This is a genomic window from Trichococcus pasteurii, assembly GCF_900112935.1.
GTDB lineage: Bacteria > Bacillota > Bacilli > Lactobacillales > Aerococcaceae > Trichococcus > Trichococcus pasteurii.
In genome coordinates this window covers 93,155-118,069 of sequence record NZ_FONM01000004.1, presented here as the reverse complement: position 1 = coordinate 118,069, position 24,915 = coordinate 93,155, and the positions used below count along the sequence as shown (strand labels likewise).

Here is a 24,915-nt window from a genome sequence, read left to right as displayed (position 1 = left end):
TTCGCCTCCTTATCATCATATCTATGTGTGGATCTATTTATTAACACCAAAAACGCGTTTCGGTTTGATGAACAATACTCCTAAAGCGGGTAACGTGAATTCAATCGAGAAAGGTTGGCGATTCATACCATCGAGGCTAGTGATCATTTCCGGAAGATTTTCTGTCCAAGTACCGCCGAATTCCTGCATTTCAGTATTCAACAATACTTCGTAATGTCCTTCGTATGGCACACCTACTCGGAAATTGCGCCGTTCGACAGGCGTGAAGTTGCACACGACTATCAGGAAATCGCGCGGTTTTTCACCTGTTCTTATGAAGGAAAGGACTGACTCCAAGTTGTTGTCCGCGTCCAGAATTTCCAAACCGGTATGCGCATCATCGACTTCATGCAAAGCTTTCGTATCTTTGTAAAGATGGTTCAGGGTCTTGATGTAATGCTGGAACTCCGGATTGAACTCGTTGTTCAGGACACCCCATTCGATTTGATCGTAGAAGCGCCATTCCAGGAATTGTCCGATTTCATTACCCATGAAGTTCAATTTTTTGCCTGGGTGAGCCATCATATAGGCTTGCAGCGTCCGTAAGCCCGCAAATTGTTTATAGCGGTCACCTGGCATTTTGCCCAACAGGGACTGTTTCCCATGGACCACTTCATCGTGGGATATCGGCAGAATAAAGTTTTCATTGAAGGCATACATGAATGAGAAGGTGATCAGATTGAAATTGTCTTTTCGGAACAAAGGATCCATTTCGAAGAAACGCAAGGTATCATTCATCCAACCCATATTCCATTTATAGTTGAAGCCCAGTCCGCCTGTCTCGATCGGTTTCGTGACGTTGGCCCAAGCAGTGCTTTCCTCCGCAATCATGTAAGTGTCCGGTTGGCGTTCGAAGACTTTTGTGTTCATCTTCTTCAGGAATTCGATGCCTTGGCGATTGTGATTGCTGCCATCTTCATTCGGTGTCCATGGACCTTCATCATAGTCAAGATAAAGCATATTCGAAACGGCATCGACACGGATTCCATCAAAATGGAACTCTTGCAGCCAGAAAATGGCGTTCGAAATCAGGAAGCTGTGCACTTGTGCTTTTCCCAAGTCAAAATTCAACGTCCCCCAACGGTTGTTGATGGCGCGATTCGGATCGGCATACTCAAAAGTCGGTGTACCATCAAAATAGGACAACGCATAATCATTTTTGCAGAAATGGCCGGGAACCCAATCCATGATGACGCCGATTCCCTCTTTATGCGCTTCTTCCACGAAATCCCTTAACTCAAGCAAATTGCCGTAACGGGCAGCCACCGCGAAGTATCCGGTGATTTGATAGCCCCAAGAAGCTTCCAGCGGATGTTCCATCAAAGGCATGAATTCGATGTGCGTGTAGCCCATTTCCTTCACATATGGAATCAACGTTTCAGCAAGATCCTTAAAGGAATACCAGCTGCCATCATCATGCTTTTTCCATGAACTGAAATGCACTTCATAAATGTTAAGCGGTTTTTGATAGATGGACTTTCTTTTTTTGTTTGCGGCCCATCTGCCGTCTTTCCATTTTTTCTCGGGCATGTCAAACACGACAGAAGCGTCTTTTGGAGGAACTTCGTACGCGAAAGAATAGGGATCGATTTTATATTTCTTTTTGCCGTTTTTGTCCTCGATATAATACTTGTAACAGTCCCCTTGTGCCGCAGCCTCCGTAAAAAGAGACCAGCCTCCGGTTTTGCCGATTTTTTGCATTTCTACGGGTTTCCATTCAGTAAAATCCCCGACCAAGGAAACAGTTTTTGCATGGGGCGCCCAGACTGTGAAACGCCATCCTTCAATCCCATTTTCGGTCCGTTGTTTACTTCCTAAAAAGCGGTAACTTTCAAGATGTTCCCCGATGTTGAACAAATACATCTCTTTTTCCAACTCTTTAAGTATGTTCATTTTTGCACTCATCCAGACACTTCCCTTACAATTATATTGCTGTAACAAAACGATCCAATAATGATTTATTTAATCATGCCAGGCCCTTTCATTAATATATATCCATAATACCATTTTAAAGATGATTTTGCCATAATTCATAATAAATATATTGAAACTCATTTTTCTCCTTGATAGTAATAATCTATCAGTCTTAATAGTTTTTTTACATAAAAACAACATTGTAAACGCTATACTAAAATATGCCACGAATATCACTATATAGAATCTACTTGATCCATAAAAATGAACATTTGGTTAGAAAACAATGAGAGACACTCCCGATAAGCCTATCGTTACACCATTCCGCCTGCATTCGCTTACAAATAGGAACATGAAAATACACAGATAGTTTTCGTTATTTATTTCACAAACCAGGCGTTCCACCGTGCTTCAAATGTTGACGTTTACATTTATATAGTGGAAAAATCCTGATTTGCAAAGATTGTGGCATAATTTTTACAATTCAGGATTATTTTTACTTGATATTTACAAGCATCGGAGAAGCAGCTCAACCTTAGGCACATTTGCCGGTGCCCACTTCAAATCGAAAAAGTTCCGCGGCGATTGAATCCTTCTGACTACAGAAATATTTTATTGATGACCCTTCCGTCCGTGGCTTCCGGAAATTTCAGTCCGATTGCATGCAGGAAAGTCGGCCCTTCGTCTATCAGCCTGCCCTTTTCCACAACGGCATCTTTGTCGATTCCGGGTCCGGAAACCATCAGCATCGTGGCATATTTTTTCTTTTTCGGGCTGAAGCCGTGCGTTGCGCTATGCAGGATTCGGTCAGGAAGGTTTTTGGCGGTGCTTTCCATGAAAGGATACAGCACGTCGCTCTCAAAATAATAACCCGGTTTCGCTTCCAGAATGAAGAGGCAATTCTCATCCGCTCCCATCTTTCTGGCTTCTGCAGCCGAATGGATGGTTTCAACCCTGCCCTCGATCCCTTTCAACGCATCCAAGATCATTTTATTGGTGATGCTGACATCTTTCCGGTAAATATAACAAGCCCCATCCGCAGCCTTCGCCAGCACTTTCCAGTCCTTGATGTTCCTTTTGCGATCGATTGTCTGCCAGCCTTTATCCAAAAACAAGTGGTTCGGGCGGATGACCGTATGCGTATCGATCTGATAATGATCGCCCAGAACTGCCAACACGGTGTCCTCATAGATATCCATTTCTTTCATCGCTCCGATGATCTGTCCGAGATGGCGATCCATCCTGACGATGGCTTCTTTCGCTTTATCGCTCAAAACGCCATAATGATGACGCATGCTGTCCAGATCGACCAGATGCACAGCCAGCAGATCCGGCTGTTTCGTCTTGATTGTGTCGACCGCGATCGCCGTCACAAATTCATCCAACTCCGGTTGGGCTATCCCGTTCCGCAAGGACCCGTATTTTTTGTTCATCTCCAGCGCATATTTTGTGCTGGAGGCAAAAGCGGAAACCATCATCTGATTTTGCCAAGGCCTGTTCGGAAAAATTTCAGCTAGGTTGTAGTCGATGGAAGGGCTTTTACCCGTCACCGGCCAAAGCAAAGCGCAGGTTGTATATCCCGCCTTCTTGGCGACATCAAACAACGTCGCCTTCTTTATTTCTTTGGCATACCAATACCAGTCAGGTGACTGTCTTTCCGGTTGCCGATGTGTATTATGGATGATTCCATGGCGGTTGGGATTCATCCCTGTTGCGATTGAAGTATGAGCTACGTATGTCAAAGACGGGTAGACCGATTCCACTTCTTTGACGAGTGCGCTTCTGTTCAAAATTTCCTGGAAATGGGGCAGCGTCTTGGCAAATTCTAAGTCACTGGCACCAAATGCATCTAATGAAATGATATACAGTTTTCTTTTTACCATAATATATACCCTCCTATCTTGTTATTTTACCATATATTGGGACCCGCATGGATACAGCAAGGGATTTAATTTCAACATTCTTGTGACTGTGACAGCGCTCGTTTCGGCACCGCCCTTCAAAAACGAAAACAGCGGCCCTCTGTCCGCTATGTTTCTTTCAAAAAAAGCTATTCTATTTTTGGTCAGGTAGGAGTAAAATGGATAATGTGCAATATCTAACAATAAAATAGCGGAATCATCAAGCATGCTGCCTCTGCCCAACAAGGAATCCGGCTGTACTTTGCAGTGGCTCCTAAATTTAAGCAAACGGTTTCATCCTATTGAGAACGCTATGAAGAAAGTGTGGAACTGCAACCTATGACAATTACATTCTCGGAATTTATTGACAGCATCCAGACGAACCCTATTCTTTTGATCATAGTGGTATTGACTCTGGGTGTGATTTTGGTGAACGGCTGGACCGATGCTCCGAACGCAATCGCAACGTGTGTGTCCACCAGATCCATCGCTCCAAAAAAAGCCATTCTTATGGCAGCTGTATTCAACTTTCTGGGAGTCTTCGTGATGACGTCCATCAACGCGACGGTAGCCCAAACAATCGCGAACATGGTCGATTTCGGCAACGACCCTAAACTTTCGATCATCGCCCTCTGCGCCGCTCTTTTCGCGATCGTACTTTGGGCAACGGCAGCCTGGTACTTCGGAATTCCGACCAGCGAGAGTCACGCCCTGATTGCAGGCATTTCAGGGGCTGCGATTGCGCTGCAGGGTGGATTCGGCGCCATCAACGGATCGGAGTGGATCAAAGTCATCTACGGCCTGGTCCTTTCAACCATTCTGGGCTTCGGCTTCGGGTTTGGCGTATCGAAGATCACCACCGCAATCTGCAGAAATAAGGTGCGGCAAAAAACAGGACCGTTTTTCCAAAAAGGCCAAGTCTTGGGCGGAGCGGCGATGGCCTTTATGCACGGAGCCCAAGATGGTCAAAAATTCATGGGAATCTTCATGCTGGGAATTTTTCTTGGGCAAGGGAACAGCGATGCGACCCAATTCGTCATCCCGCTTTGGATGATGATCCTCTGCTCCTTCGTTATGGCACTCGGCACCTCGATCGGTGGTTATAAGATCATCAAAACGGTAGGCATGAACATGGTCAAATTGGAAGGCTATCAAGGCTTCAGCGCGGACGTCGGCGCGGCAGCGTGCCTTTTGCTATCATCCATCTGGGGGTTGCCGGTCAGCACCACGCATACAAAAACGACTGCCATCATGGGCGTGGGTGCAGCTAAACGCCTGTCATCCGTAAATTGGATCACCGTCAAAGACATGGTTTGGGCTTGGGTACTGACGTTCCCAGGCTGCGGTCTGGTCGGTTACTTGATGGCGCTTGTTTTCATGAATATATTCTGAGGAGATTGCAACTATGCTAAAGAGAAAAAATACAAAAGAATACAGCTACTATCAAGAATTCATCGAAGTTTCCGCTTTGGCCGTTTCCGCAGCCAAGTTGGTGACCAGCATTTTGGCTGATTACAATTTGGACACTTTGGAGGCTCGGCTGAAGGAACTGCACGATATCGAACATGCAGCCGATCAAAAGAAACACCAGATGATGAGCTACCTTTACAGCGATTTCCTGCCTCCGCTCGAACGCGAAGACATCATCGACTTGGCCGGGGAGTTGGATACGACCATCGATACGATCGAGGATACGCTCATCCACATCGATATTTATCAGATCCAAGAAATCACGCCGGAAATGTTGAAGTTTATGGAGATAATCGAAAAGAGTGCCTTGAGCCTTGATGAAGCCATCAATGACCTCAAGAATTTCAAGAAATCCAAAATCATCAAAGATGCCATCATCGCTATCAACCGCCTTGAAAAACGGGGAGATTCTCTGTATACCCATTCGGTCAAAAAATTGTTTGTCGAACAGAAAGACGCGCTGACAACGATGGCTACGACCAACATCTACGACCGGTTCGAACGGGCCACCGATTCCTTTGAGGCTGCGGCCAATGTCATCGAAAGAATCGTCCTGAAAAATTCGTAGCATTTTTATCCTGCCTTCAATATCCGCAAAAGCAAAGAAGCAGCCAGCGAATCCGCTCAGATTCGCTGGCTGCTTCTTTTGTGTTTTCTATGTTTCAGGTGCAGGTGCTGAAGTTATGGTTCCAGTGGATCTTCCTTATTTCCGGCTTCAGGGGCCGTTGCCTTAGACTCATCGCCTTTAGCTGTCGCCGTTTCCGGAATGGATGGTGCAGGACCTGCTGGTGATGCCGGTGGTGTTACGCTAGGTTTGGATGCGACGGTTGTCCCTCCCGGTTTTCTTGGGTGGGTCCGTTCAAACCGTTCTTTGCGGCGCTCTTCGATCTGCTTTCTTTCCTGGAGCTGCTTTTCGGCCCTTTGTTTGCCCCAAATCGTTTTGCCGAACAATTTTTTGATTGCCCACAACAGCAGCAACAACAGCAGCACGGCTACGAAGAACGGCAGTGCATAGATGAACCAGATGGCGGCATCCTGTAACCAATAATAGAAGGAATAGAGCGAATCGATGAACGCATCCTTGACGCGATCCCAGAATGGCGTCGATCCGCCTTGATTGTTCGAAATGCGCGAACGCTCAGAAACAGTCAGATATAAAGCTGTATAGTCGACCAAATCATCAATGTTGTCCAACTCAGCCTGAAGCACTTCCCTTTCGGATATGGCAGCACTGAGACTGTCCTCGATAGCCAGGATCTCTTCGACAGTTTCCGCTTGCTCGAGCAGCGCCAACAAGCGCTCTTCTTTCCTTTGCAGCACGCTGATGCGCGTGGCCGTGTCTTCATAATATTGGGTGACATCTTCATTGCCTTGCTGCTCGCTGACTTTCGTGCCCAGTCCGCCCTCCAGATCATCCAGGAAAGCAGTCACGGAATCTTTAGGAATCCTGATTGTATAGCTGCCTTGGCGATAGTTTTGGGTCAATGCTGAAGGTGTGTAAATCATATCGCCGCCGCTTGATTCGTAGGAATATTCCACATAGGCCCCATATTTCCCGACGATTTCCTTCAGATAAGCGACGGAATCATCATATTTCAACGTTTCATAGGAAAGGTGGACGGTGGTCACTACCTTTTCACCGATCAGCAAACCCGAACCGACCGACCCATCCGATTTGGCTATTTCGGTCGTCACGTTGTCCACTCCGGCAGCGTCCTGTGGCGAAACACTCGTTTCTTCCGTCGTCAAGAATGAACAACCCACCAAAGAGAATGACAGCAGCGAAAGTATCAATAATTTCAGTTTTTTCAATTGAGGCGCCTCCAATCTTTCCTGAATTTCCTACTTAGATTATACCGCAAGGAGGCCGCTGCGCCTAATAAAGCCCTTACATATTTAAGTTCCGGCTGTTGCTGATTTGGCGACAGGCGGAGCACAGCAGGGGAAACGGAGGAAATGAAGGAAACGTGCGCTTCTCCGGCCAAGCGGCTGTGGCCGGTGGAACCGGCCCATTTTCGGGGGTCTTCTCCGGCGAGCTTCTCCTCGCCGGAGAAGACGACAGATCCGGGTAACCCACCTCCGGCTAACCGCCCCTCGCCGGAGCTACCAGCCCCCATCGCTGACGACACAAAAAGAAAGGGCCGGAAAGGCAAACACCTAAGTGTTCGACTTTCCGACCCTTTCTTCTGATACGGCATGGGAAGACCCATGGATGGGACTGTTCACAGCAGTCACCATCAAACATCCACATCCTGTGGTTGTGCAAGCACGTATGTCCCGTTTGATTTGCAATCACTTCGCCGCTTGCGCGGAATGGGCGAACCCACCTGATTGCTCGTCGCCTCATCGCATGTAAAACATCTTATCATGCCAACTTCAGGAAAGCAAGACTTTTCGGTCAGATTTGATTTTTAAGCAAGGGCCTTTATTTTTTGCCGTTCTCATCAAATTGCTTCAGCCAAGCGTCGGCGATGAGAAGGTGCCCTTTCTTCGTCGGATGGACTCCGTCATTCGATAACGTTCCATAGCCTTCGGCAGCCCCGATCGCATTCAGATAAGCGTCCAAACCGATCCATTCGGCATCGAATTCTTCGGCAAGGCGTTTGACGATTTCCTGCTTCGGATCCAAATCAATCCGCCACGTTTTGCGGTCTTCCGGATACGGGAAGACGAACGGCTCCATCAGAATGAGTCGTGCATTTGATTTTTTCCGCAAGGACGCCAGCAAATGGCGGTAATGCATTTCGAACTGTTCCGCACCCTCTTCGGTCGCGAACACAGTTTCATCACCGACATTATGCCACGTATCGTTGATGCCGATCAGCAACGTGACGACATCAGGTTCAAGCGAAACACAGTCGCTGTGCCACCTTTCCGCAATATCCAGGATTCGGTTGCCGCTGATGCCGCGGTTGATCAGCTGGTAGCGTTCTGAATCGCCTCTATCCGCAAGAGCTTTCGCTATCAGAGCCACATAGCCTTTCCCCAGCGAATCAGGATTGTTGCGGTTGCGCCCGGCATCTGTGATGCTGTCGCCGATGAAAAGCAATTTGCGCTTAGTCGTTTTCTCCATAGGTCCGTCCTATCTGTTCTGGATGACTTCAACTTTGTAGCCATCCGGATCGGTGATGAAGTAATATCTTACGGAAGAATCAGGCAAACCTTTATAATCAGTCACGTTGAATCCGGCAGCCATCTGTTTGTCATGAAGGGCTTCAAATCCATCGACCCCGATGGCGATGTGGCCATAGCCGTCACCGATGTTGTAAGGTTCATGATCGTAATTGTAAGTCAACTCCAACTCATAGTCATCGCCTTCCAAACCCAGGTAGACGATTGAGAACTTATGCTCAGGGTAGTCCAGCTTCTTCTTTTCGCGGAAATCAAAAGCCTCTTTGTAGAATGCAATTGATTTATCCAGGTGCTGCACGCGGATGCAAGTGTGTAACATTTTCATTAAGTCATCATTCCTCTCATTTATGCTGTCTTTATCATACCGAATTATCGGTTCCATTTCAAAATGTTTGTCGTAAAAATAACCTTGCTATATCCTACAAACTGAATTATTCTAGAAGTTAGTTACTAGCGAGAAGGAGAAAATCCAATGAAGATATGTGTCTATTGTCATAATCGCATCCCGAAAGAGGCCTTGATCTGCCCTATGTGCGGGTCGGACGTTTCTGATTCGGACGCGATCCATCAAGACGAATTTTATCAATCCACTTTATTCGAAGATAACACGGAAAATTTTGTCGACCTCACGGCTGATGAGGATGATCAAGAATGGGAATCGGCTTCACGGGCTGAGAAGCAAGCTTTCTCTTTCAATGAAGCTTTGAAAAAATTCATCCGCTACATCCGTTTTTTGTGGAAAAAAATGAAAGACCCTGCGGAGACCAGAAAATCGCGCAGAGAAAGCCATAACCTATACGGCTACTTCACCTTCGTCCTTTCGGCGTTGCTTTCAGCCGGATTGGTTACGCGGATAGCGGTCGCGCTGGCTAAGCAATATGATCTGCTGTCACAGATATCACTGTTGCCGACTGTCACTTTTCAGGTTGAACCGGTTGTTTGGTTCATGAAGAATTTCCTGCTGTTCCTGGCGTTTTATTATCTGTACCCATTCTTGGCGTACCTCATCAAAACATTCTTTTTGCACAGACGCCACGCCTTCCATAACTGGATGACGCAATACGCGGGAATGAACGCTTTTGGCCTGTTGCTGTTGGGCGCCGCGTTTGTGATCAGCCTGATCGCCCCGATTTTGATGGCGGTCCCGGTGCTGTTGTTGTTCCTTGTCCATCTGTCCAGCTATCTGGTAACGTTCATCGCCAGCCTGTACCAGACGATCAATGAAACGAAACGGGATACCCTTTACCTTTGCCTCGGCGGCATCAGCGCGCATTTGCTGCTGATGATGACGTTGGCCTATCTGTTGTTTCTGAAAATATAGCATAAAAACAACTGCGGCTCACCAGTAATAGGTGGGCCACAGTTGTTTTTTTTCACATATTTAATTCGGTGAAGGCATACGGAACCAGCTCCTTGATCGTCAGCTCCTTGATTTTCCCGTGCTTGTCGGAAAGGTAGACTGGCGTTTCGTATCCGCATAATTCCACCATCACTTGGCGGCAGATGCTGCACGGCGGGAGGAACGTATCCGTGTCGCCCGCTATGGCAATAGCGGCGACATCCTCTTTGCGGTAGCCTCGCGTCACACCTGTGAATAAGGCTGTCCGCTCCGCGCAGTTGGTGGCGCCGAAGGAAACATTTTCCACGTTTACGCCTTCGATCACTGCGCCGTCCTTGTAGAGGACTGCCGCTCCTACCGGAAAATGGGAATACGGGCTGTATGCATGCTGCATGGCGGCTCTTGCTCTGGACACTAATTCTTCACTGTTCATCGACTATCCCTCGCTTATCCTAAATGGGGTTTTCTGCCCGGTAAATGTTCGTGTTTCCAGTATACCGATTATTTCAGAATTTGCCAAATCGGAAAGGTCAATAAACAGGCTAGAATAGCGGCTGTTCAATTAATCGGCCTACGGATCAAAGTTCTGGCAAATTCGCCATGTAATCCTCGAGCGCTTGGATTGCTTCGGCCATCAATTCGGCAGAGACTTCATACGGCAGGCCATGCGCCGGCGCTTCGGGTTTGGTCGACAGACGGGCAATTTCCATGATGCCTTCCGCGTCCAGTCTGTCCAAATGCAGATCGTGCAGGCTCTTGGGAATGTCGAGATGTTCATAGAACGGGATCAGGTTGTCGATCTCCGCCCATTTCTTTTCATAAGCCAATTGCACCATGATTCCGTAGGCAACTTTATGTCCGTGCAGGAAATGATGCGACTCCGGGAAATTGGTGATGGCATCATGGATTTCATGGGCGATGGTTGTCCGCGCAAAGGCGTCCCCCAACCCGCCTACCATGCCGCTGATGGAAGTGATCACCTCCGTCAGCTTCACAAAAGCTTCCGTCACTTCACCGGCTTCCAGACTGGCGATCGCCAACTCAGCGTGATCCAGAATGCTTTGTCTGCAAATATAAGCCGCTTGGCGCGCCATCATCAGCATCGGTTGTTGGGCATTCTCAGGCAAGGAAAGGATTTCATCCGATTCGTACCATTTGGCCAACGTGTCCGCCAATCCGGCCACAAAGAAATCCTTCGGCGAGTCGATGATCAATTTTGGTTCCAACAACAAAAGCGAAGCTTGCTGCTGCAGAAAATCATAGCGGATGAACACGCCATCCTCGGTGTACATGACGCTGAGCGGTGTCCAAGGGGCGCAATTGCTCGCCAACGTCGGGACCATCACATTCAGGATGCAGTCGGCTTTCGCGGCAGCATATTTCACTGCGTCCATTATTTTTCCGCCGCCGACGCCGATGATCGCATCACTTTTATGTTGTGCGGCCAAAGAGACGATGCGGTCGACTTCTTCATAGCTGCATTCGCCCGAAAAAGCCACCTCGGTGATCGAAAAACCGGCCTGATAGAGGTCCTCAAGGTAGGGGCGGGCTTTTCCCCAGGATACGGTCCCGTGCACAATCAGCAAATTCTTGACGAAGCGCTCTTCCAATCGTTTTGGTAAAGTTGACAGGACGCCTTCTCTGCACTCGTATTCTTGCGGTCCTGTCCTTACGATCAATTCTTTAGTCATAACGTCAATCCTCCCTGAGTTTCTAGACCGTACGTGTGAAGGGATCGCGGCTTATGCCGGCTGCCAACACTTGCTTAGCGTATTCTTGCGCGCCGAACAAGGAATGATCGCGGTAATTTCCGCATTCCTTGGCGGTCGTTGCCGGAACTACTGTCGTTTCCAATACAATCTGCAGCACTTTTTCCAAAGCAGAAGCGATTTCTTCCGGAGTATGTTCACCCCAACAAATCATGTAAAAACCGGTGCGGCAACCCATCGGCGAAAGGTCTATGACACCATCCACATAATCGCGGATATTGATCGCCAAAAGGTGTTCCAACGTGTGCATAGCCCCTGTCGGCAATGCATCCTGGTTGGGTTGCACAAAACGCAGATCGAATTTTGTGACGACAGCACCTGTTTCGTGCACTTCATAGCCTGCTTGGCGGACATAGGGAGCCTTCACCAAATCGTGATCCAATTCAAAACTTTCTACTTTAGCCATCTATATTTCTCCATTCTTCAGCTGATGCGCTGTTGTTTGTTTTATTATGCATACCAATTCATTATACTAGACATTTATGAGATTTTCCTTAAAATTATATCACGTGGTGTGTTATCATGTTAGGAACAGAAAAAATCTGAAATTTAGCTTCCATACGTGAAAGGAGTGCCGCGCCACTTTGATAAGTATCGTTTTCCAACAGCTGTTGACTATGTTCACTATCATGTTCTTTGGTTTTATTCTGATTCGGACGAATGTCATCACCAGTGAGGGTACACGTCAGATATCGACCATCCTCTCCTTGTTCGTGATGCCCGCGACCATGATCACATCTTTCAATGCAACTTTTGATGCGCAGCGGTTGAAGCTGTTGCTATGGGCGACGTTGGCGGCTTTTCTGACGATTTCCATCCGCGCATTCATTGTCCATGTGTTGCTGAAAAAAGAGGATCGCATCGATAAATATGCCACGATTTTCCCGAATGCCGGCTTCGTCGGCATCCCCTTGGTGCTCGCGACGGTGGGCTATGAGGGCGTCTTTTTCATGTCCGGTTACATCATGGCAAACAACGTCACCCAGTGGACTTATGGCCAATACCTGATATCCGGCGACAAAAAAGCGATGACGCTGAGGCAAACCATCCTCAATCCCGGAATGATCGGGGCTGCCATCGGGTTGTCCATCTACATCAGTCGCCTGCCGGTCCCTGCCTTTCTCTGGAAATCCGTCGACAGCTTGGCAGCATTGAATACGCCACTGGCCATGATCATCCTCGGCAGCTACATCGCGAACAGTAATTTTTCGGATTTGCTTGCTTTCCCGAAAGCGTATTGGACCACTTTCCTGCGTTTGATCGTCACCGCCCTCATCTCGATCGGCGTCATCTATTTGCTGCCTATCAATGACTATATGGTAGAAATCGTCCTGACCATCGCTTCCTGTGCGCCGGCTGCAACAAATACCGCCATCCTTGGCCGTTTGTTCGGCGGCGACTACGAATACGGTGCGCGCCTCGTGGTCCTGACCACTTTATTATCTTTATTTACAATCCCGATCATCGTGCAATTTGCACAACTGTTGTTCGGATAATCATTTCAGAAAGAAGGTATGAGCATGGAAAAGTTATTAGAAGGGATCGTCAATTTCAGGAGAGGGGATTTTGAGTCTCATCGTGAGCTGTTCAAGGGTTTGAAAGCTTCCCAGAAGCCTCATACCCTCTTCATTTCCTGTTCCGATTCGCGTATCGATCCAAATATGATCACCGGAACGTTACCGGGGGAATTATTCATCATCCGCAACATCGCCAATATCGTACCGCCTTATCGGATGACTACCGAATACGTGGCAACGACATCCGCCATCGAGTATGCCGTGCTTGCGCTAGGCGTTGAAAACATCATCATCTGCGGCCATTCCAACTGCGGCGGCTGTGCTGCCTGCCTGCATCCCGAAGGCAAACTGGAGGAGTTGCCGCACACGCGCAAATGGCTGGAACTGATTCATCCGGTCCGCGACCGCGTCCTGAAGGAAATCCCGGAATCCGAACCCGAAGCACGGGCTTGGATGATGGAGCAAGGCAATGTCGTGGAGCAGCTGAAGCATTTGATAACATTCCCTTACATAGCCGAAAAAATGAGGGAAGGCAAGCTGAAGATCAGCGGTTGGCACTACATCATCGAGACCGGTGAAGTTTTCATCTACGACCGCGATAAAGGCGAATTTTTGCTTGGCAACGGTTGATAAAAACCGAAGCATGAATGTTCCACACACAGAAAAAAGGACGCATCCCGCAGTTAAATCCGGGGATGCGTCCTTTTCATTTGATTCGTTTTCCGATCTACACAGAGCGGAGAGGCAGAGCTTTTTTGCCGACCGTTTTCCAGACGATTTGGGCCAACCAGTAATCGACCATGCTGTGGATGACGGTTCCGACGCCGACCAGCAGCATGACGGAAGAAATCAGTCCTTTATCGTAATACGCTTCCGTAAGGTTTCCTGCAAAGTAGAACAGGCTAACGACGATGACCTCGCAACCAGCGTGCAGAACGCCAAGCACAAAGCTGAACAGCAATGATTTTTTGATGTCGTGCGCCATATCAGGATGCTTTTGGATGTATTTCGCGCCGAAATACGAAAAGATCATGTGCGTTGCCGCACGCAAGACTACGACCAACGGAAAGCCGCCCAACATAAAGCCGACAGCCGTTCCAAAGGCAACCGCAACCGCGATGCCGGGTGAAAGGAACATGGCGATCATCGTTGCCACATGGCTTGCCAAAGTAAAGGAAGCCGGTTCCAGAATTATTTTCAAAGGGGAAATCATCGGTATCAAGATCCCTATCGCAATCAGTAGAGCAGCTATCGTAATGTGTTTCGTTTGTGTACGTGTATTCATTTCGCCAATCCCTCCAAAGATGTTTACAACTGTCTTGACAGTTGTAATATATTATATAATCTTTTCAGGCGTTGTCAAGCGTATTTTCAGGCGTTTTCACCCGGAATAGAGGATGCCCGCTTCCTGCAGTTTCTTTTTGATGCGCAGAAATGTGTCTTCATCCTTGCAGGCAAGTGTATGCAGATGGACGCCACCTGTCAGCGAAGACAGCATCGCTGCTTCGTTTGATGCGATTTTTTTCATAAAATCGATGACATCATGGCGCGAGCGGATATGCAGTTCTCCGGTCAACGTGCCGTAGACGGGATGCTCGACCTGGACATCCACGACCTCGCCGCCGTTGTCCACGATGATGTTCAGTTCCGTAACTGTCTCGGCTTGCGAGTGCTGACAGGCAATTTTGCCCGTGAACAGGCTGCCTTCGCCTTTGAACGCATTCGCGGATAGATAGCCGCGTGGCGTTGCCAGAATCTCGATCCCCTTGGCGCGGATCAGCGCGATATCCCCCACGATGACCTGACGGCTGACCGATAACAGTTCAGCCAGTTGGGTGGCGTTCACCGGTTGATCCGTGGCTTCCAATAATTTGATGATTTCATTTCGTCTCTCTGCTGCTTTCACAAACATCACCCTTCCGTAACGCGTTCTCTTCTTAATAGTACCCATTTTTCCCCTGGACTGCAAGAATCGAAAAACAAAAAGCCAGCAACGGCCGCACGAAGCGGTCATTGCTGGCTTTTCAGGCATTCCGCGTAAAGGTGAAATGCTTTTCTTATTTGTTTTCGGTAGCGGCCCTATAGCAGCCCAACAAGCGGAAATAGACACTGCTCCGGTGGATGAAGCGCAGGGCTTCATGAACGTTTTCGTCGGCGATGTTGCCTTCGAAATCCAGGTACAACAGATACTCCCATTTTTCCCCTTCAACAGGGCGGGATTCGATTTTGATCAGGTTGATGTGGTACCTCGCGAAATGACGCAGCAGCTTGAACAAGGTGCCGGCTTGGTTGTCCAAAGAGAACACCACACTGACTTTGTTGCAGCGCGGATTCGACTCGAGATCCTTGCCGACGATGATGAAGCGGGTCGTGTTTTCGCTCTGATTCTGGATGCTCTCCGCCAAGATGGAGAGTCCATGGATCTGGGCGGCCCTTCTGCTGGCGATGGCGCCCTTGTGCACATCGCCGGAATCCTTCACCATTTTCGCGCTGTCGGAGGTGCTGTGGAACGGAATCTGACGCCACTGCTCGTGGTCCTTGAAATAATCGGTGGATTGCTGGAAACCTTGCGGGTGCGAATAGACTTCCTCGATTTGGCCCAGATCGGTCCCTTCGAGGCCGATCAGATGCTGTTCGATTTTGATGTATTGTTCGCCCACGATGGAAAGACCATATTTGTACAACAGATCGAGAACTTGTGAAATCGCACCGGTAGAAGAGTTTTCCACAGGCAGAACGCCATAATCGATTTCCCCGTTTTGGATGCCAAGGAACAGCGATTCAAAGGTATGATAATTTTTCGGATCGCGGGGCGCTTCCTTGAAATAAGCCAACATGGCTTCTTCACAGAAGGATCCCGTTTCCCCGAAGTACCCGATCTGCGCGTGCTCTTTTGGATCGTGGATCGCAAAAATCTGCTCATAATCGTTCGCGGCTGCCCGGACATCCTTTTGGACTTCCTTCGAAAGATCCATGATCGTATCCAGGAAATGATGGGTCTGCACCGCAAACTCCTCACTCTTCAGATGGGTAAGATTCTGTTCCACGACGCGTTGCTCCCGGCCTTCATCAAAGATGGGCAAATCATGCGCTAGCTTGTAATTGCCGATGGCTTGGGAAATGTGCATCCGTTTCTCGAACAGGGCCACAAGCTCCTGGTCAAGGGCATCCAACTCTTTGCGATAGTCTTCTAAATCCGTCATACTCGCCTTCCACTCCGTTCTCACTAGTCGTATTTGTAGAATTTCGAATCCATCAGCAGATCCAGGATCGCGATCGCCGTCACGGCTTCCAATACAGGGATGGCGCGCGGCACGATGATCGGATCGTGTCTGCCCTCAACCGACAGTTCCGCATCGGTCTTGTCTTCGATATTGATGGTTTGCTGCAGCTTCGTGATGGAAGCTGGCGGCTTGATCGCCACTTTGTAGATGATCGGCATGCCGTCCGTGATGCCGCCCAAAATACCGCCGTTATGGTTCGTGCGCGTCTTGATTTGGTCGCCGTCATAATAATAGGAATCGTTCGCTTCCGATCCGAGCATTTCGGCGATGCCGAAGCCGCTTCCGAATTCCAATCCTTTGATGGCAGGCACGGAGAATAAAATGTGCGCCAGAACGGACTCAACGGAATCAAAGAATGGGTTGCCGACTCCTGCCGGGATGCCCAATACGCAGATTTCCGCGGTTCCGCCGACAGAATCGCCACTGGCTTTCGCTTCACGGATCAGGTTGCGCATTTCGTCTTCAAGCGACTCGTTCAACAACGGCAGTTCTTTGCTTGCGAAGCTTTTCAGCATTTCAGGTGTGACTTCCGTGTTCAGGAAGCTGTCATCCTGGATCTTGGCTACGCTCTTCACGTGGCCGCCGATCGTGATGCCTTGTTTTTCAAGCAATTGCTTCGCGATCGCGCCCGCAAACACTAGCGGTGCAGTGATCCGGCCGGAGAAATGGCCGCTGCCGCGGTAATCATTGAAGCCGTCGTAACGGACATAGCCGGGATAATCGGCCTGGCCGGGACGCATCAATTTTTTCATCTGGCCGTAGTCTTTGGAACGCGTGTCGCTGTTGCGGATGATCGCCGCAAGCGGGCTGCCTGTCGTCATGTCGTTGAAGTAGCCGCTCAAGATTTCAGGCTGATCTTTTTCTTTCCTTGGTGTCGTCAAAGCCCCTTGGCCTGGCGCTCTCCGTTTCATTTCCTCCAGAACTTTATCCATATCGATCTTATGGCCTGGCGGCAGACCGTCGATGGTGACGCCGATTGCGGAACCATGTGATTCGCCGAAGATGGATACCTTTAATTTATTCCCAAATACACCACTCATTGTATCTTGCCTCCTATAGCTTGATAGTCTTCCCAAAAATTCGGATATGATTTTGAAACGCACTCGGCATCCGTGACCGTGATCGGCTGTTCGCAGACTGTCGCAGCGATCGCCAGCATCATGGCGATGCGGTGGTCCTTGTAGCTCCAGACAGTTTCTCCGCCCTTAAGCGATTTGACGCCATGGATCAACAAGCCTTCCGGCAGTTCCTCGATGTTTGCACCCAGTTTCTTCAATTCGCTGGCCGTCGCTTGCAGACGATCGCATTCTTTGATGCGCAGTCTGCCGGCATTGATGATTTCCGTTTTGCCTTCGCTCAGGCAAGCCGTCAACGCGACGACCGGAATGATATCCGGGCATTGCGCCGCATCGATCAGTGTGCCGTGCAGTCCATTTGTTGCCTTGCCGATCAAGCCGTTGCCATGCTGTTCGAAAGCGACACCCATCGCTTCCAAAATTGATACGACAGCGCGGTCACCCTGCAGCGAATCCATCGACAGATCATCCACCAACAGGTCGTTCCTCAATGCATCAGCGCAAAGGAAGAAGGCCGCTTGGGAATAATCCCCTTCGACGCGGTAATCCGTCGCTTTGTATGACTGTCCGCCCTTGATCCTGAATAGTTGATGTCCCTCGTTTTCGATGGTCACACCGAAAGCGCTCATGACATCCAGCGTCAAATCGATATAGCCGATCGATTCAAGCGGTGTCGTGATCGTGATGACCGAGTCTCCGCCCAAAAGAGGCAGAGTGAACAAAAGACCTGTGATGAATTGTGAGCTGACATTTCCGGGAAATGAGAAATGGCCAGGTTTCAGGTTCCCGTCCACGACCAAATCCAGTTCGCCTTCAGTCGGTTTGTAGGAGATGCCTTGTTCCTCGAAAATATCGTAGAAGATCGTCAATGGACGTTTGCCCAGATTCCCTCTTCCGATGAAGCGGCTCGCGCCTTGGAAAAGCGTCGAAATCGGTACGACAAAACGCAGCGTCGAACCGGATTCGTTGCAATCGATCAGGTGCTCTGCGGTCGTTGCGCCCGCATCGGCTTTTGCGTCTGTAACGTATTGGCCCGCGCCCTTGATCGTCAAAGAGCTGCCGTCCTGCTCGATTACTGCTCCGAATGCCTTCATGGCCTCCGTAGTTGCGATGATGTCATCCGAAAGCGCGATATTATCGATTTTGCAGATGCCGTCGGAAAGCGCCGCGCAGATGACTGCACGGTGCGCCAAACTCTTTGAAGGCGGGACAGTCACTGTTCCCGATAGCTTGTGTGGCTGTATCGTCAAATCCATTGTAATCCTCCTGTTTGTTGCTTCGATTTTGTTTCTTCTGTTTCTTCTATAGTATATGTTCTACATGTTCTCCAAATCGTCAAAGAAGGCGATGGTTTCGTCCTGAACGTAGCTGATGCCGATTTCCTTCAACAGGATGACTTTCAGATGATCGTCCAGATTCTTCTTGTCCAATGTCATGATTGCCAACAAGCTGTCCAAATTAATAGACTCGATGTGCAGTTCCGTGGGCAAGCCGACTTGCTTCGCCATTGCTTCGATCGCAGCTGCTGTTCCTGGTTTGGTGAAACCTTTTTTCTCGGAAAGGCGCGTGATGGCTACCATCCCGATGGCCACCGCTTCACCGTGCGAATATTTCGAATAATTGGTGTAGGTCTCCAAAGCGTGCGCGATCGTGTGCCCGAAGTTCAGCAGCATCCGTTCGCCGGTATCCTTTTCGTCCTCTTCCACGACTCTGCGCTTGATGTCGCAGCACGTGTAGAGGATCCGTTCGATGTGCGCCATCATCTCTTCGCGGGTATGCAGCGTCTGCAGGAAGCTGAAAAATTTGGCGTCCTTGATGCAGCCGTACTTGATGACTTCCCCGAGACCATCGCGGAAGTAATGGTCCGGCAACGTATTCAGCATTTCCGGATCGATGAACACTTTCTTCGGTTGATAGAAAGCCCCAACCAGATTTTTCCCTCTTGCCAGATCGACGCCGACCTTGCCGCCGATGCTGCTGTCCACTTGGGCCAACAAGGAAGTCGGAATCTGGATGAATGGGACTCCCCTCAGGAAGCTGGCAGCCGCAAAGCCTGCGAGATCCCCGATGACGCCGCCACCCAAGGCAATGATCAGTTCACTGCGGTTCAGTTGGAAATCCAATAATTGGTCATAGATCTGCGGCAGCATCTGGAAATCTTTCGTCTGCTCACCGGCCGGCAAGGCAACAACAAGCGTCTCGAACCCTGCAGCCTGCAGCCCTTCCTCCAACTGGGACCCATAATGCGCATTGACGTTATGGTCCGTGATGATGGCAATCTTCTTGCCGCTGTAGATGTTTTTGATTTCTTCCGGAAGACGGTGGCGCAAGCCATTTTCGATCAGGATCGTATAGCTGTTTTTGCCGAGTCCTACATGTAATTCAGCCATTGTTTCACTCCTTATTCCATTATCATTCAGATTTCGTTTTTTATAAAGGAAAGTTCTTCCTTTATTTTACCGCATCCAAATGCTTTCCTTCAATGGCAATCAACTGTTTTACGACAGCCATCAACTCATCGAACTCATTCGGGTTCAGGCACTGTTGGCCATCGCTCCACGCGTTCTCAGGGTCGTGGTGGATTTCCACCATCAGACCGTTCGCACCGGACATGACTGCGGATTTGGACATGGATGGCACCAGGTAAGCAGAACCGCCGGCATGACTTGGGTCGATGATGATCGGCAAGTGGGACAATTTTTGGATGACCGGAACGGCTTGGATATCCAAAGTATTGCGTGTTTCCGTTTCAAATGTGCGGATGCCGCGTTCGCAAAGGATGACGTTTTCGTTCCCTTCGGACATGATGTATTCAGCAGACATCAACCATTCTTCGTAGGTTGCGGACAGACCGCGTTTCAATAGGACCGGCGTCTTCGTCTTGCCGACTTCCTTCAACAGATCGAAATTCTGCATGTTGCGTGCGCCGATTTGGATCAGGTCGACATCCGCCTCGAACTCATCGACGAATTTCGTGGACATCAATTCCGTAACGATCGGCAAGCCAGTCGCTTCCTTCGCCAATTTCAACAAACGCAAGCCTTCCAATTCCAAACCTTGGAAACTGTATGGTGATGTGCGCGGCTTGAAGGCTCCACCACGGAGGAAGTTAGCGCCTGCCGCTTTTGCGCGTTGCGCGATGCTGATGATCTGTTCTTCGCCCTCAACGGAACAAGGACCTGCAATCACGCCGAAGTAGCCGTTACCGATGCGTTGTCCGTCGATTTCGACAACCGTATCGTCCGGATGGAATTTACGGTTGGCCTTTTTGTAAGGCTCCTGGACTTTCAATACGCGTTCGACGATATGATGTTGCTGGATGGAGTCCATCGATACCTTCGAAGTATCGCCTACCAAGCCCAAGATAGTCATTGTTTCGCCGATTACCGGGCTCACGATGACCCCTTTATCCGTTAAGCGTTTTGTCAGTTCGTTGATTTCCTCTTGTTTGGCCGTTTTCTTCAAAATGATGATCATGTCTTGTTCCTCCTAGTTTGTTTTTGCTTTTAAAAAAATAAAAAGCGGTGCCCATATGATATGAGCACCGCGTTAAGCTTCGTTATCCAAAAATGCTGTTGCCTGACGATCCGTCCTGCAAACTATTTTTCGCATCCCCTGATGTTTCTCATATTCGCTCTATGCAATTTTTTCCAAACAAAATATCCAGCGCTAAAATAGAAGCCCCAGAATGTAAAGTATGTAAAGTAAAAGTTTGTTTGTAAAAGATTGATAGCATGCGTGGAACCCATCGGATGACCTCTTCTCTTGTGTATCATTTAATCAGCTGAACTCATAATGAAAACGACTGATTTCCATCATTATAACAAACGCTCTAATCATTGCAAGGGTTTTTTAATTTTTTTTTAATTTAATCTGGGTATTGAAATTTAGATGGCGATAATCTACACTTTCCTAAAAGGAGTGAAACCTGATGCAATTTTTCGGATTATTCGGCGAACATTTAAGCCACAGTTATTCAGAAAGAATCCATTCGACTTTTTTCGATCTGATCGGAATGAATGCCGGTTATAAACATATTGAATTATCCCCCGGCGAACTCGAAGCGGCGATCGAAGGGATCCGCGTGCTGCGGTTCGTCGGCGTCAATGTCACGATTCCCTACAAACAGACAGTGATGCCTTATTTGGACGAAATCACACCGGAAGCCACACGCATCGGTGCAGTCAATACAATCAAGGTAAAAGACGGCAAGCTCTACGGGGCCAATACCGACTATTACGGCTTCGGCACCATGTTGGCTTCGCACGGCATCGCAGTTGAAAACCAGACGGCAATGGTCTTGGGTTTCGGCGGCTCCGCAAAAGCAGTCGTTTTATATTTACTGGATAATGGCATCAATAACATTATCATCGTTTCACGGAAAAAAGGCGCTCTTGCTGATATTCCGGACGATCCGCGCATCTCCTTGATGAGTTATGATGAGATAGCGGACATCTCAGGCGATCTGATCATCAACACGACTCCGCTTGGCATGTTCCCTGACAACATCGGCATCAGCGCGGTCCCATTGGAAGTGATCCGTCATTTCAGTGCAGCCGTTGATCTGATCTACAACCCGCAGGAAACAGAATTCCTCCGTTTGGCAAAATCGGCCGGATTGAAGATCTGCAATGGATTGGAAATGTTGGTGCATCAAGGGATCAAATCACAGGAAATCTGGCTGGAACGGCCTTTCGAGCTTACTTTGAACCAAGAAATCTATGACAAAATAACACAATAACGGGAATAGGTGAAGGATTTGGGAAAAAATATCATCCTGATTGGACTGCCTGGTGCAGGCAAGACGACTTTAGGCAAATTATTGAGCAATATAACCGGTTTCCGTTTCATCGATTCGGATGCCTTCATTGAGGAGAAGACCGGCAAAAGCATTACCGATCTCTTCCAAATCGGAGAGGACTATTTCCGCAGCATCGAATCGGATGCCTATAAAGAAATTGCCGATTTTGAGGATACGATCGTCAGCACAGGCGGCGGTGTCGTCAAACGCAGCGAAAACATCGTGGTTTTGAAAAAGAGCGGGATTGTCTATTACATCGACCGCGCAGTCGAAGACATCACGCATGACATTGAAGTTTCCCATCGCCCGCTCTTGAAGGACGGCTTGGAACGGATCTATGCGCTGAAGGCTGAACGCGAATCCCTCTATCAAGAAGCTGCGGATTTCGTCGTCAAGAACGATAAGCCATTGGAAGAGCTAGCCGCTGAAATCATTGCGCGCCACTATGGAGCAGGAAAGGAAGGCCCAGCCCATGACAACCCTCAATAAGGAGCTGAACATCACAATCGTCGGTCTGGGCGTAATCGGCGGGTCCTTCGCGATGGCCCTTCACGATGCCGGATACCGTAATCTTTACGGGATCGACATCGACCAGGCGACGCTGGACAAAGCCAAAGCGCAACAGCTCATCAAGGAGGGCTATCAGGATGGGAAAGACATCCTGCCGCAATCCGATTTGGTGATCTTTTCGCTCTATCCCCGTTTGGTGCATGATTTCATCGTCACCCACAAGCACCATTTCAAGCCGGGGTCGATTCTGACGGATGCGACGGGCGTCAAAAAGTTCTTCATCGAAGATATCCTGTCGGTTTTGCCTGCCTCGATCGACTTCGTCTTCGGTCACCCGATGGCCGGACGCGAGAAAAAAGGCATCGATTTCGCCAGCAGTTCCGTCTACAAAAATGCGAATTACATCCTGACGCCGCTCCCTTCCAACAAAGAAGAGAATCTTGCTTTCATGGAAGCTTTGATCATGGAGATGGGCTTCGGCCGGATCACGCGTATATCTGCCGATTACCATGACGAAATGATTGCTTTCACCAGCCAGTTGCCGCACGCAATCGCCGTCGCTCTGGTGAACAGCGATGTCGAAGGCCGCGAAACGGAGAAATTCACCGGAGACAGTTACCGCGAGTTGACCCGGATCGCCAAAATCAACGAAGAGCTGTGGAGCGAACTTTTCCTTGAGAACAAAGAGTATTTGCTGAAGAGCATCCAGACGTTCGAGGATCAGCTCGACCTGATCAAGGCAGCCATCAAAAACGACGACAGTGTTGCCCTGAAGCAGCTTTTCATCAAGTCCACCAAGCGCCGGGAAAAGTTTGACAGATAAGCACAAGTATTTTTTATGATTGCCGTAAAAAGGATGCCTTACCGGCATCCTTTTTTTGCGGCTTAAAGAGTTTCGACAAGTTGCGAATCCCGCTGAAGTCGACTAAAATGAGAGTAGATGATATATGCGCTGAATAACCGAAAGAAGGCTGAAAAACCATGCGTGAAACGCTGAAAAAATTCAGTTACGCTGTTGTCCTGTTCATCTTTGCAAGCTTCATCCTGATTACCGGATATGAATTTGTACGGTTCATCCAAACGCGAGGCACTGAGAGGCAAGCTGAGCATTTCCTGCGGCTTGTTCAAGTCGGCTTCGGGCTGGTTGCCTTGCTCTTCCCTTCGCTTTTGCGGAAACATACGCGTATCCTCTTGCCTCAAAGAATCACCTTCATCTATGCTGTGTTTCTCTATTTGGCTCTCCTGTTGGGCAGTCTTGGCGGGTTCTATGATACTGTTGCCGAATGGGATACTATCCAACATGCCTTGAGTTCTGCTCTTTTTGGGGTGCTCGGATTTTCCGTCATCGCCAACCTGCAGGAGGGAGGCGTCCAAAGATTGAACCTGACACCGGTTTTGTCTTCGCTTTTCTCTTTCTGTCTGGCAACTACAATCGGTGTGCTTTGGGAATTTTATGAGTTTTTTGCCGACAGCGTCATGGGCCAGAACACGCAACGGACCGCCACTATCGAGGGTGTCCCGCTGATTGGGCAGGCTGCCTTAATGGATACGATGGGTGATCTGATCGTGAACTGCTCCGCTGCAGCGATCGTCGCGCTCCTCGGCTACTTTGCTTTGAAGAGCAGCGGCAATTGGCTTGAAGGGTATCTCATCACCTTCGATACGGAAACTAAAAATAACGAAACGGACTAGGAGCAAAAAATGATCACAATACGTAACCTTTCAACTGAAAATATCCAGGCAGCAGTCCAGCTGGCTGTTGACGATTGGCAACGAAAATATGTCCTGCCCAATGCGGAAATGATTGCCCAAGCCTACGTTGAACCGCAGGCACTTTTCCCGCTCGCACTCTATGCCGAAGATACTTTGGTCGGCTTGGCCTTCATCAGGAGGGCGCAAAAAGCTTCCGCGATGACGCTCGAACAAATCATGATTGGTCAGCCTTTCCAATCCAAAGGCTTCGGTTCCGAAAGCATCCGGGAGATTGCGAAATGGATCGGAACGCAGTTCGACTGCTCCCTGTTGCATGCATCCGTCCAGATCGGCAACCAATGGGCCCGCGAGGCGCTTGAAACAGCCGGCTTCATGAAGCGCGGCACCGACCTGGATACAAGGGAAATCGAAATGATTTATATCATGAAATGAGAATAATGGAGGATACAA

General features: G+C 48.9%; 25 protein-coding genes. 10 read left to right on the top strand and 15 right to left on the bottom strand.

Annotated elements, in window-relative coordinates; all coding sequences use genetic code 11:
* Positions 1-33: 33 nt before the first annotated feature.
* Positions 34-1,944, bottom strand: a complete 1,911-nt coding sequence (gene glgB / locus BM184_RS05715) for a 1,4-alpha-glucan branching protein GlgB (RefSeq protein ID WP_245830656.1) — start codon at positions 1,942-1,944, stop codon at positions 34-36.
* 608 nt (positions 1,945-2,552) lie between these two features.
* Positions 2,553-3,836, bottom strand: a complete 1,284-nt coding sequence (locus BM184_RS05710; RefSeq protein ID WP_086942548.1) for an alkaline phosphatase family protein — start codon at positions 3,834-3,836, stop codon at positions 2,553-2,555.
* Positions 3,837-4,193: 357 nt separating this feature from the next.
* Here BM184_RS05710 and BM184_RS05700 point away from each other — a divergent pair, with 357 nt between their 5' ends.
* Positions 4,194-5,246 carry an inorganic phosphate transporter gene (locus BM184_RS05700; protein ID WP_086942546.1) on the top strand — a complete coding sequence of 351 codons (1,053 nt, stop codon included), beginning with the start codon at positions 4,194-4,196 and terminating at the stop codon, positions 5,244-5,246.
* 13 nt (positions 5,247-5,259) lie between these two features.
* A complete protein-coding gene (locus BM184_RS05695) occupies positions 5,260-5,892 on the top strand; it encodes a DUF47 domain-containing protein (RefSeq protein WP_086942545.1) in 633 nt (210 codons plus the stop codon).
* Between the two features lie 113 nt (positions 5,893-6,005).
* On the opposite strand, the gene BM184_RS05690 is transcribed toward BM184_RS05695, so the two are convergent.
* The 3 genes from BM184_RS05690 to gloA form a co-directional block, all read right to left on the bottom strand.
* Positions 6,006-7,136: a DUF4349 domain-containing protein gene (locus BM184_RS05690; RefSeq protein WP_177208557.1), complete on the bottom strand. Its 1,131-nt coding sequence runs from the start codon at positions 7,134-7,136 to the stop codon at positions 6,006-6,008.
* Between the two features lie 613 nt (positions 7,137-7,749).
* The gene (locus BM184_RS05680) at positions 7,750-8,397 is read right to left on the bottom strand and encodes an SGNH/GDSL hydrolase family protein (RefSeq protein WP_086942542.1); all 648 of its coding nucleotides are present in this window, start codon (positions 8,395-8,397) and stop codon (positions 7,750-7,752) included.
* Positions 8,398-8,406: 9 nt separating this feature from the next.
* A complete protein-coding gene (gene gloA / locus BM184_RS05675) occupies positions 8,407-8,781 on the bottom strand; it encodes a lactoylglutathione lyase (protein ID WP_086942541.1) in 375 nt (124 codons plus the stop codon).
* A 147-nt stretch (positions 8,782-8,928) separates the two neighbouring features.
* Between gloA and BM184_RS05670 the strand changes: the two genes are divergently transcribed.
* Positions 8,929-9,777: a hypothetical protein gene (locus tag BM184_RS05670; RefSeq protein WP_143091114.1), complete on the top strand. Its 849-nt coding sequence runs from the start codon at positions 8,929-8,931 to the stop codon at positions 9,775-9,777.
* Between the two features lie 52 nt (positions 9,778-9,829).
* Here BM184_RS05670 and BM184_RS05665 read toward each other — a convergent pair whose 3' ends face one another.
* The 3 genes from BM184_RS05665 to BM184_RS05655 form a co-directional block, all read right to left on the bottom strand.
* Positions 9,830-10,228, bottom strand: coding sequence for a cytidine deaminase (locus BM184_RS05665; RefSeq protein ID WP_086942539.1), 399 nt, complete (start codon positions 10,226-10,228; stop codon positions 9,830-9,832).
* Positions 10,229-10,373: 145 nt separating this feature from the next.
* Positions 10,374-11,486, bottom strand: a complete 1,113-nt coding sequence (locus BM184_RS05660; RefSeq protein ID WP_086942538.1) for an iron-containing alcohol dehydrogenase family protein — start codon at positions 11,484-11,486, stop codon at positions 10,374-10,376.
* Between the two features lie 22 nt (positions 11,487-11,508).
* Complete coding sequence (locus BM184_RS05655) at positions 11,509-11,970, bottom strand: S-ribosylhomocysteine lyase (protein WP_086942537.1); 462 nt, start codon at positions 11,968-11,970, stop codon at positions 11,509-11,511.
* Positions 11,971-12,148: 178 nt separating this feature from the next.
* Here BM184_RS05655 and BM184_RS05650 point away from each other — a divergent pair, with 178 nt between their 5' ends.
* On the top strand, positions 12,149-13,060 hold the full coding sequence (locus BM184_RS05650; RefSeq protein ID WP_086942536.1) for an AEC family transporter: 912 nt from the start codon (positions 12,149-12,151) through the stop codon (positions 13,058-13,060).
* A gap of 24 nt (positions 13,061-13,084) precedes the next feature.
* Positions 13,085-13,711, top strand: coding sequence for a carbonic anhydrase (locus tag BM184_RS05645; RefSeq protein ID WP_086942535.1), 627 nt, complete (start codon positions 13,085-13,087; stop codon positions 13,709-13,711).
* 97 nt (positions 13,712-13,808) lie between these two features.
* Here BM184_RS05645 and BM184_RS05640 read toward each other — a convergent pair whose 3' ends face one another.
* The 7 genes from BM184_RS05640 to aroF all read right to left on the bottom strand — a co-directional run bounded on the left by BM184_RS05640 (position 13,809) and on the right by aroF (position 20,918).
* Complete coding sequence (locus BM184_RS05640; RefSeq protein ID WP_086942534.1) at positions 13,809-14,366, bottom strand: hypothetical protein; 558 nt, start codon at positions 14,364-14,366, stop codon at positions 13,809-13,811.
* Between the two features lie 96 nt (positions 14,367-14,462).
* Positions 14,463-14,987 (bottom strand): transcription repressor NadR, encoded by a 525-nt coding sequence (locus tag BM184_RS05635; RefSeq protein ID WP_245830654.1) that lies wholly within the window; start codon positions 14,985-14,987, stop codon positions 14,463-14,465.
* Positions 14,988-15,138: 151 nt separating this feature from the next.
* Positions 15,139-16,284 carry a prephenate dehydratase gene (gene pheA, locus BM184_RS05630; RefSeq protein WP_086942532.1) on the bottom strand — a complete coding sequence of 382 codons (1,146 nt, stop codon included), beginning with the start codon at positions 16,282-16,284 and terminating at the stop codon, positions 15,139-15,141.
* 23 nt (positions 16,285-16,307) lie between these two features.
* Positions 16,308-17,405 (bottom strand): chorismate synthase, encoded by a 1,098-nt coding sequence (aroC, locus tag BM184_RS05625; protein ID WP_086942531.1) that lies wholly within the window; start codon positions 17,403-17,405, stop codon positions 16,308-16,310.
* Entirely contained in the window at positions 17,402-18,697 is a 1,296-nt protein-coding gene (gene aroA, locus BM184_RS05620) for a 3-phosphoshikimate 1-carboxyvinyltransferase (RefSeq protein ID WP_086942530.1), read from the bottom strand. Before aroA ends, aroC begins: the two co-directional genes overlap by 4 nt.
* Before the next feature lie 60 nt (positions 18,698-18,757).
* Positions 18,758-19,831, bottom strand: a complete 1,074-nt coding sequence (gene aroB / locus BM184_RS05615) for a 3-dehydroquinate synthase (RefSeq protein WP_086942529.1) — start codon at positions 19,829-19,831, stop codon at positions 18,758-18,760.
* A 61-nt stretch (positions 19,832-19,892) separates the two neighbouring features.
* A complete protein-coding gene (gene aroF, locus BM184_RS05610) occupies positions 19,893-20,918 on the bottom strand; it encodes a 3-deoxy-7-phosphoheptulonate synthase (RefSeq protein WP_086942528.1) in 1,026 nt (341 codons plus the stop codon).
* 454 nt (positions 20,919-21,372) lie between these two features.
* On the opposite strand from aroF, the gene aroE reads away from it, so the two are divergent.
* The 5 genes from aroE (at position 21,373) to BM184_RS05585 (ending at position 24,897) form a co-directional block, all read left to right on the top strand.
* A complete protein-coding gene (aroE, locus tag BM184_RS05605) occupies positions 21,373-22,182 on the top strand; it encodes a shikimate dehydrogenase (protein WP_086942527.1) in 810 nt (269 codons plus the stop codon).
* A gap of 18 nt (positions 22,183-22,200) precedes the next feature.
* A complete protein-coding gene (locus BM184_RS05600; RefSeq protein ID WP_086942526.1) occupies positions 22,201-22,731 on the top strand; it encodes a shikimate kinase in 531 nt (176 codons plus the stop codon).
* Positions 22,715-23,575 (top strand): prephenate dehydrogenase, encoded by an 861-nt coding sequence (locus tag BM184_RS05595; protein WP_245830652.1) that lies wholly within the window; start codon positions 22,715-22,717, stop codon positions 23,573-23,575. Before BM184_RS05600 ends, BM184_RS05595 begins: the two co-directional genes overlap by 17 nt.
* 158 nt (positions 23,576-23,733) lie before the next feature.
* Positions 23,734-24,444: a hypothetical protein gene (locus BM184_RS05590; protein WP_086942525.1), complete on the top strand. Its 711-nt coding sequence runs from the start codon at positions 23,734-23,736 to the stop codon at positions 24,442-24,444.
* Positions 24,445-24,453: 9 nt separating this feature from the next.
* Positions 24,454-24,897 carry a GNAT family N-acetyltransferase gene (locus tag BM184_RS05585; protein ID WP_086942524.1) on the top strand — a complete coding sequence of 148 codons (444 nt, stop codon included), beginning with the start codon at positions 24,454-24,456 and terminating at the stop codon, positions 24,895-24,897.
* Positions 24,898-24,915: the final 18 nt, after the last annotated feature.

Excerpts from the sequence above, each read along its gene's own strand:
- BM184_RS05700 (WP_086942546.1), top strand. The coding sequence starts at position 4,194 with ATGACAATTACATTCTCGGAATTTATTGACAGCATCCAGACGAACCCT.
- BM184_RS05660 (WP_086942538.1), bottom strand. The coding sequence starts at position 11,486 with ATGACTAAAGAATTGATCGTAAGGACAGGACCGCAAGAATACGAGTGC.
- BM184_RS05590 (WP_086942525.1), top strand. The coding sequence starts at position 23,734 with ATGCGTGAAACGCTGAAAAAATTCAGTTACGCTGTTGTCCTGTTCATC.
- BM184_RS05640 (WP_086942534.1), bottom strand. The coding sequence starts at position 14,366 with ATGAATACACGTACACAAACGAAACACATTACGATAGCTGCTCTACTG.
- BM184_RS05670 (WP_143091114.1), top strand. The coding sequence starts at position 8,929 with ATGAAGATATGTGTCTATTGTCATAATCGCATCCCGAAAGAGGCCTTG.
- BM184_RS05595 (WP_245830652.1), top strand. The coding sequence starts at position 22,715 with ATGACAACCCTCAATAAGGAGCTGAACATCACAATCGTCGGTCTGGGC.
- aroB (WP_086942529.1), bottom strand. The coding sequence starts at position 19,831 with ATGGCTGAATTACATGTAGGACTCGGCAAAAACAGCTATACGATCCTG.
- gloA (WP_086942541.1), bottom strand. The coding sequence starts at position 8,781 with ATGAAAATGTTACACACTTGCATCCGCGTGCAGCACCTGGATAAATCA.
- aroA (WP_086942530.1), bottom strand. The coding sequence starts at position 18,697 with ATGGATTTGACGATACAGCCACACAAGCTATCGGGAACAGTGACTGTC.
- BM184_RS05655 (WP_086942537.1), bottom strand. The coding sequence starts at position 11,970 with ATGGCTAAAGTAGAAAGTTTTGAATTGGATCACGATTTGGTGAAGGCT.
- BM184_RS05665 (WP_086942539.1), bottom strand. The coding sequence starts at position 10,228 with ATGAACAGTGAAGAATTAGTGTCCAGAGCAAGAGCCGCCATGCAGCAT.
- aroC (WP_086942531.1), bottom strand. The coding sequence starts at position 17,405 with ATGAGTGGTGTATTTGGGAATAAATTAAAGGTATCCATCTTCGGCGAA.
- BM184_RS05645 (WP_086942535.1), top strand. The coding sequence starts at position 13,085 with ATGGAAAAGTTATTAGAAGGGATCGTCAATTTCAGGAGAGGGGATTTT.
- glgB (WP_245830656.1), bottom strand. The coding sequence starts at position 1,944 with ATGAGTGCAAAAATGAACATACTTAAAGAGTTGGAAAAAGAGATGTAT.
- aroE (WP_086942527.1), top strand. The coding sequence starts at position 21,373 with ATGCAATTTTTCGGATTATTCGGCGAACATTTAAGCCACAGTTATTCA.
- BM184_RS05710 (WP_086942548.1), bottom strand. The coding sequence starts at position 3,836 with ATGGTAAAAAGAAAACTGTATATCATTTCATTAGATGCATTTGGTGCC.
- BM184_RS05695 (WP_086942545.1), top strand. The coding sequence starts at position 5,260 with ATGCTAAAGAGAAAAAATACAAAAGAATACAGCTACTATCAAGAATTC.
- BM184_RS05680 (WP_086942542.1), bottom strand. The coding sequence starts at position 8,397 with ATGGAGAAAACGACTAAGCGCAAATTGCTTTTCATCGGCGACAGCATC.
- BM184_RS05585 (WP_086942524.1), top strand. The coding sequence starts at position 24,454 with ATGATCACAATACGTAACCTTTCAACTGAAAATATCCAGGCAGCAGTC.
- aroF (WP_086942528.1), bottom strand. The coding sequence starts at position 20,918 with ATGATCATCATTTTGAAGAAAACGGCCAAACAAGAGGAAATCAACGAA.
- pheA (WP_086942532.1), bottom strand. The coding sequence starts at position 16,284 with ATGACGGATTTAGAAGACTATCGCAAAGAGTTGGATGCCCTTGACCAG.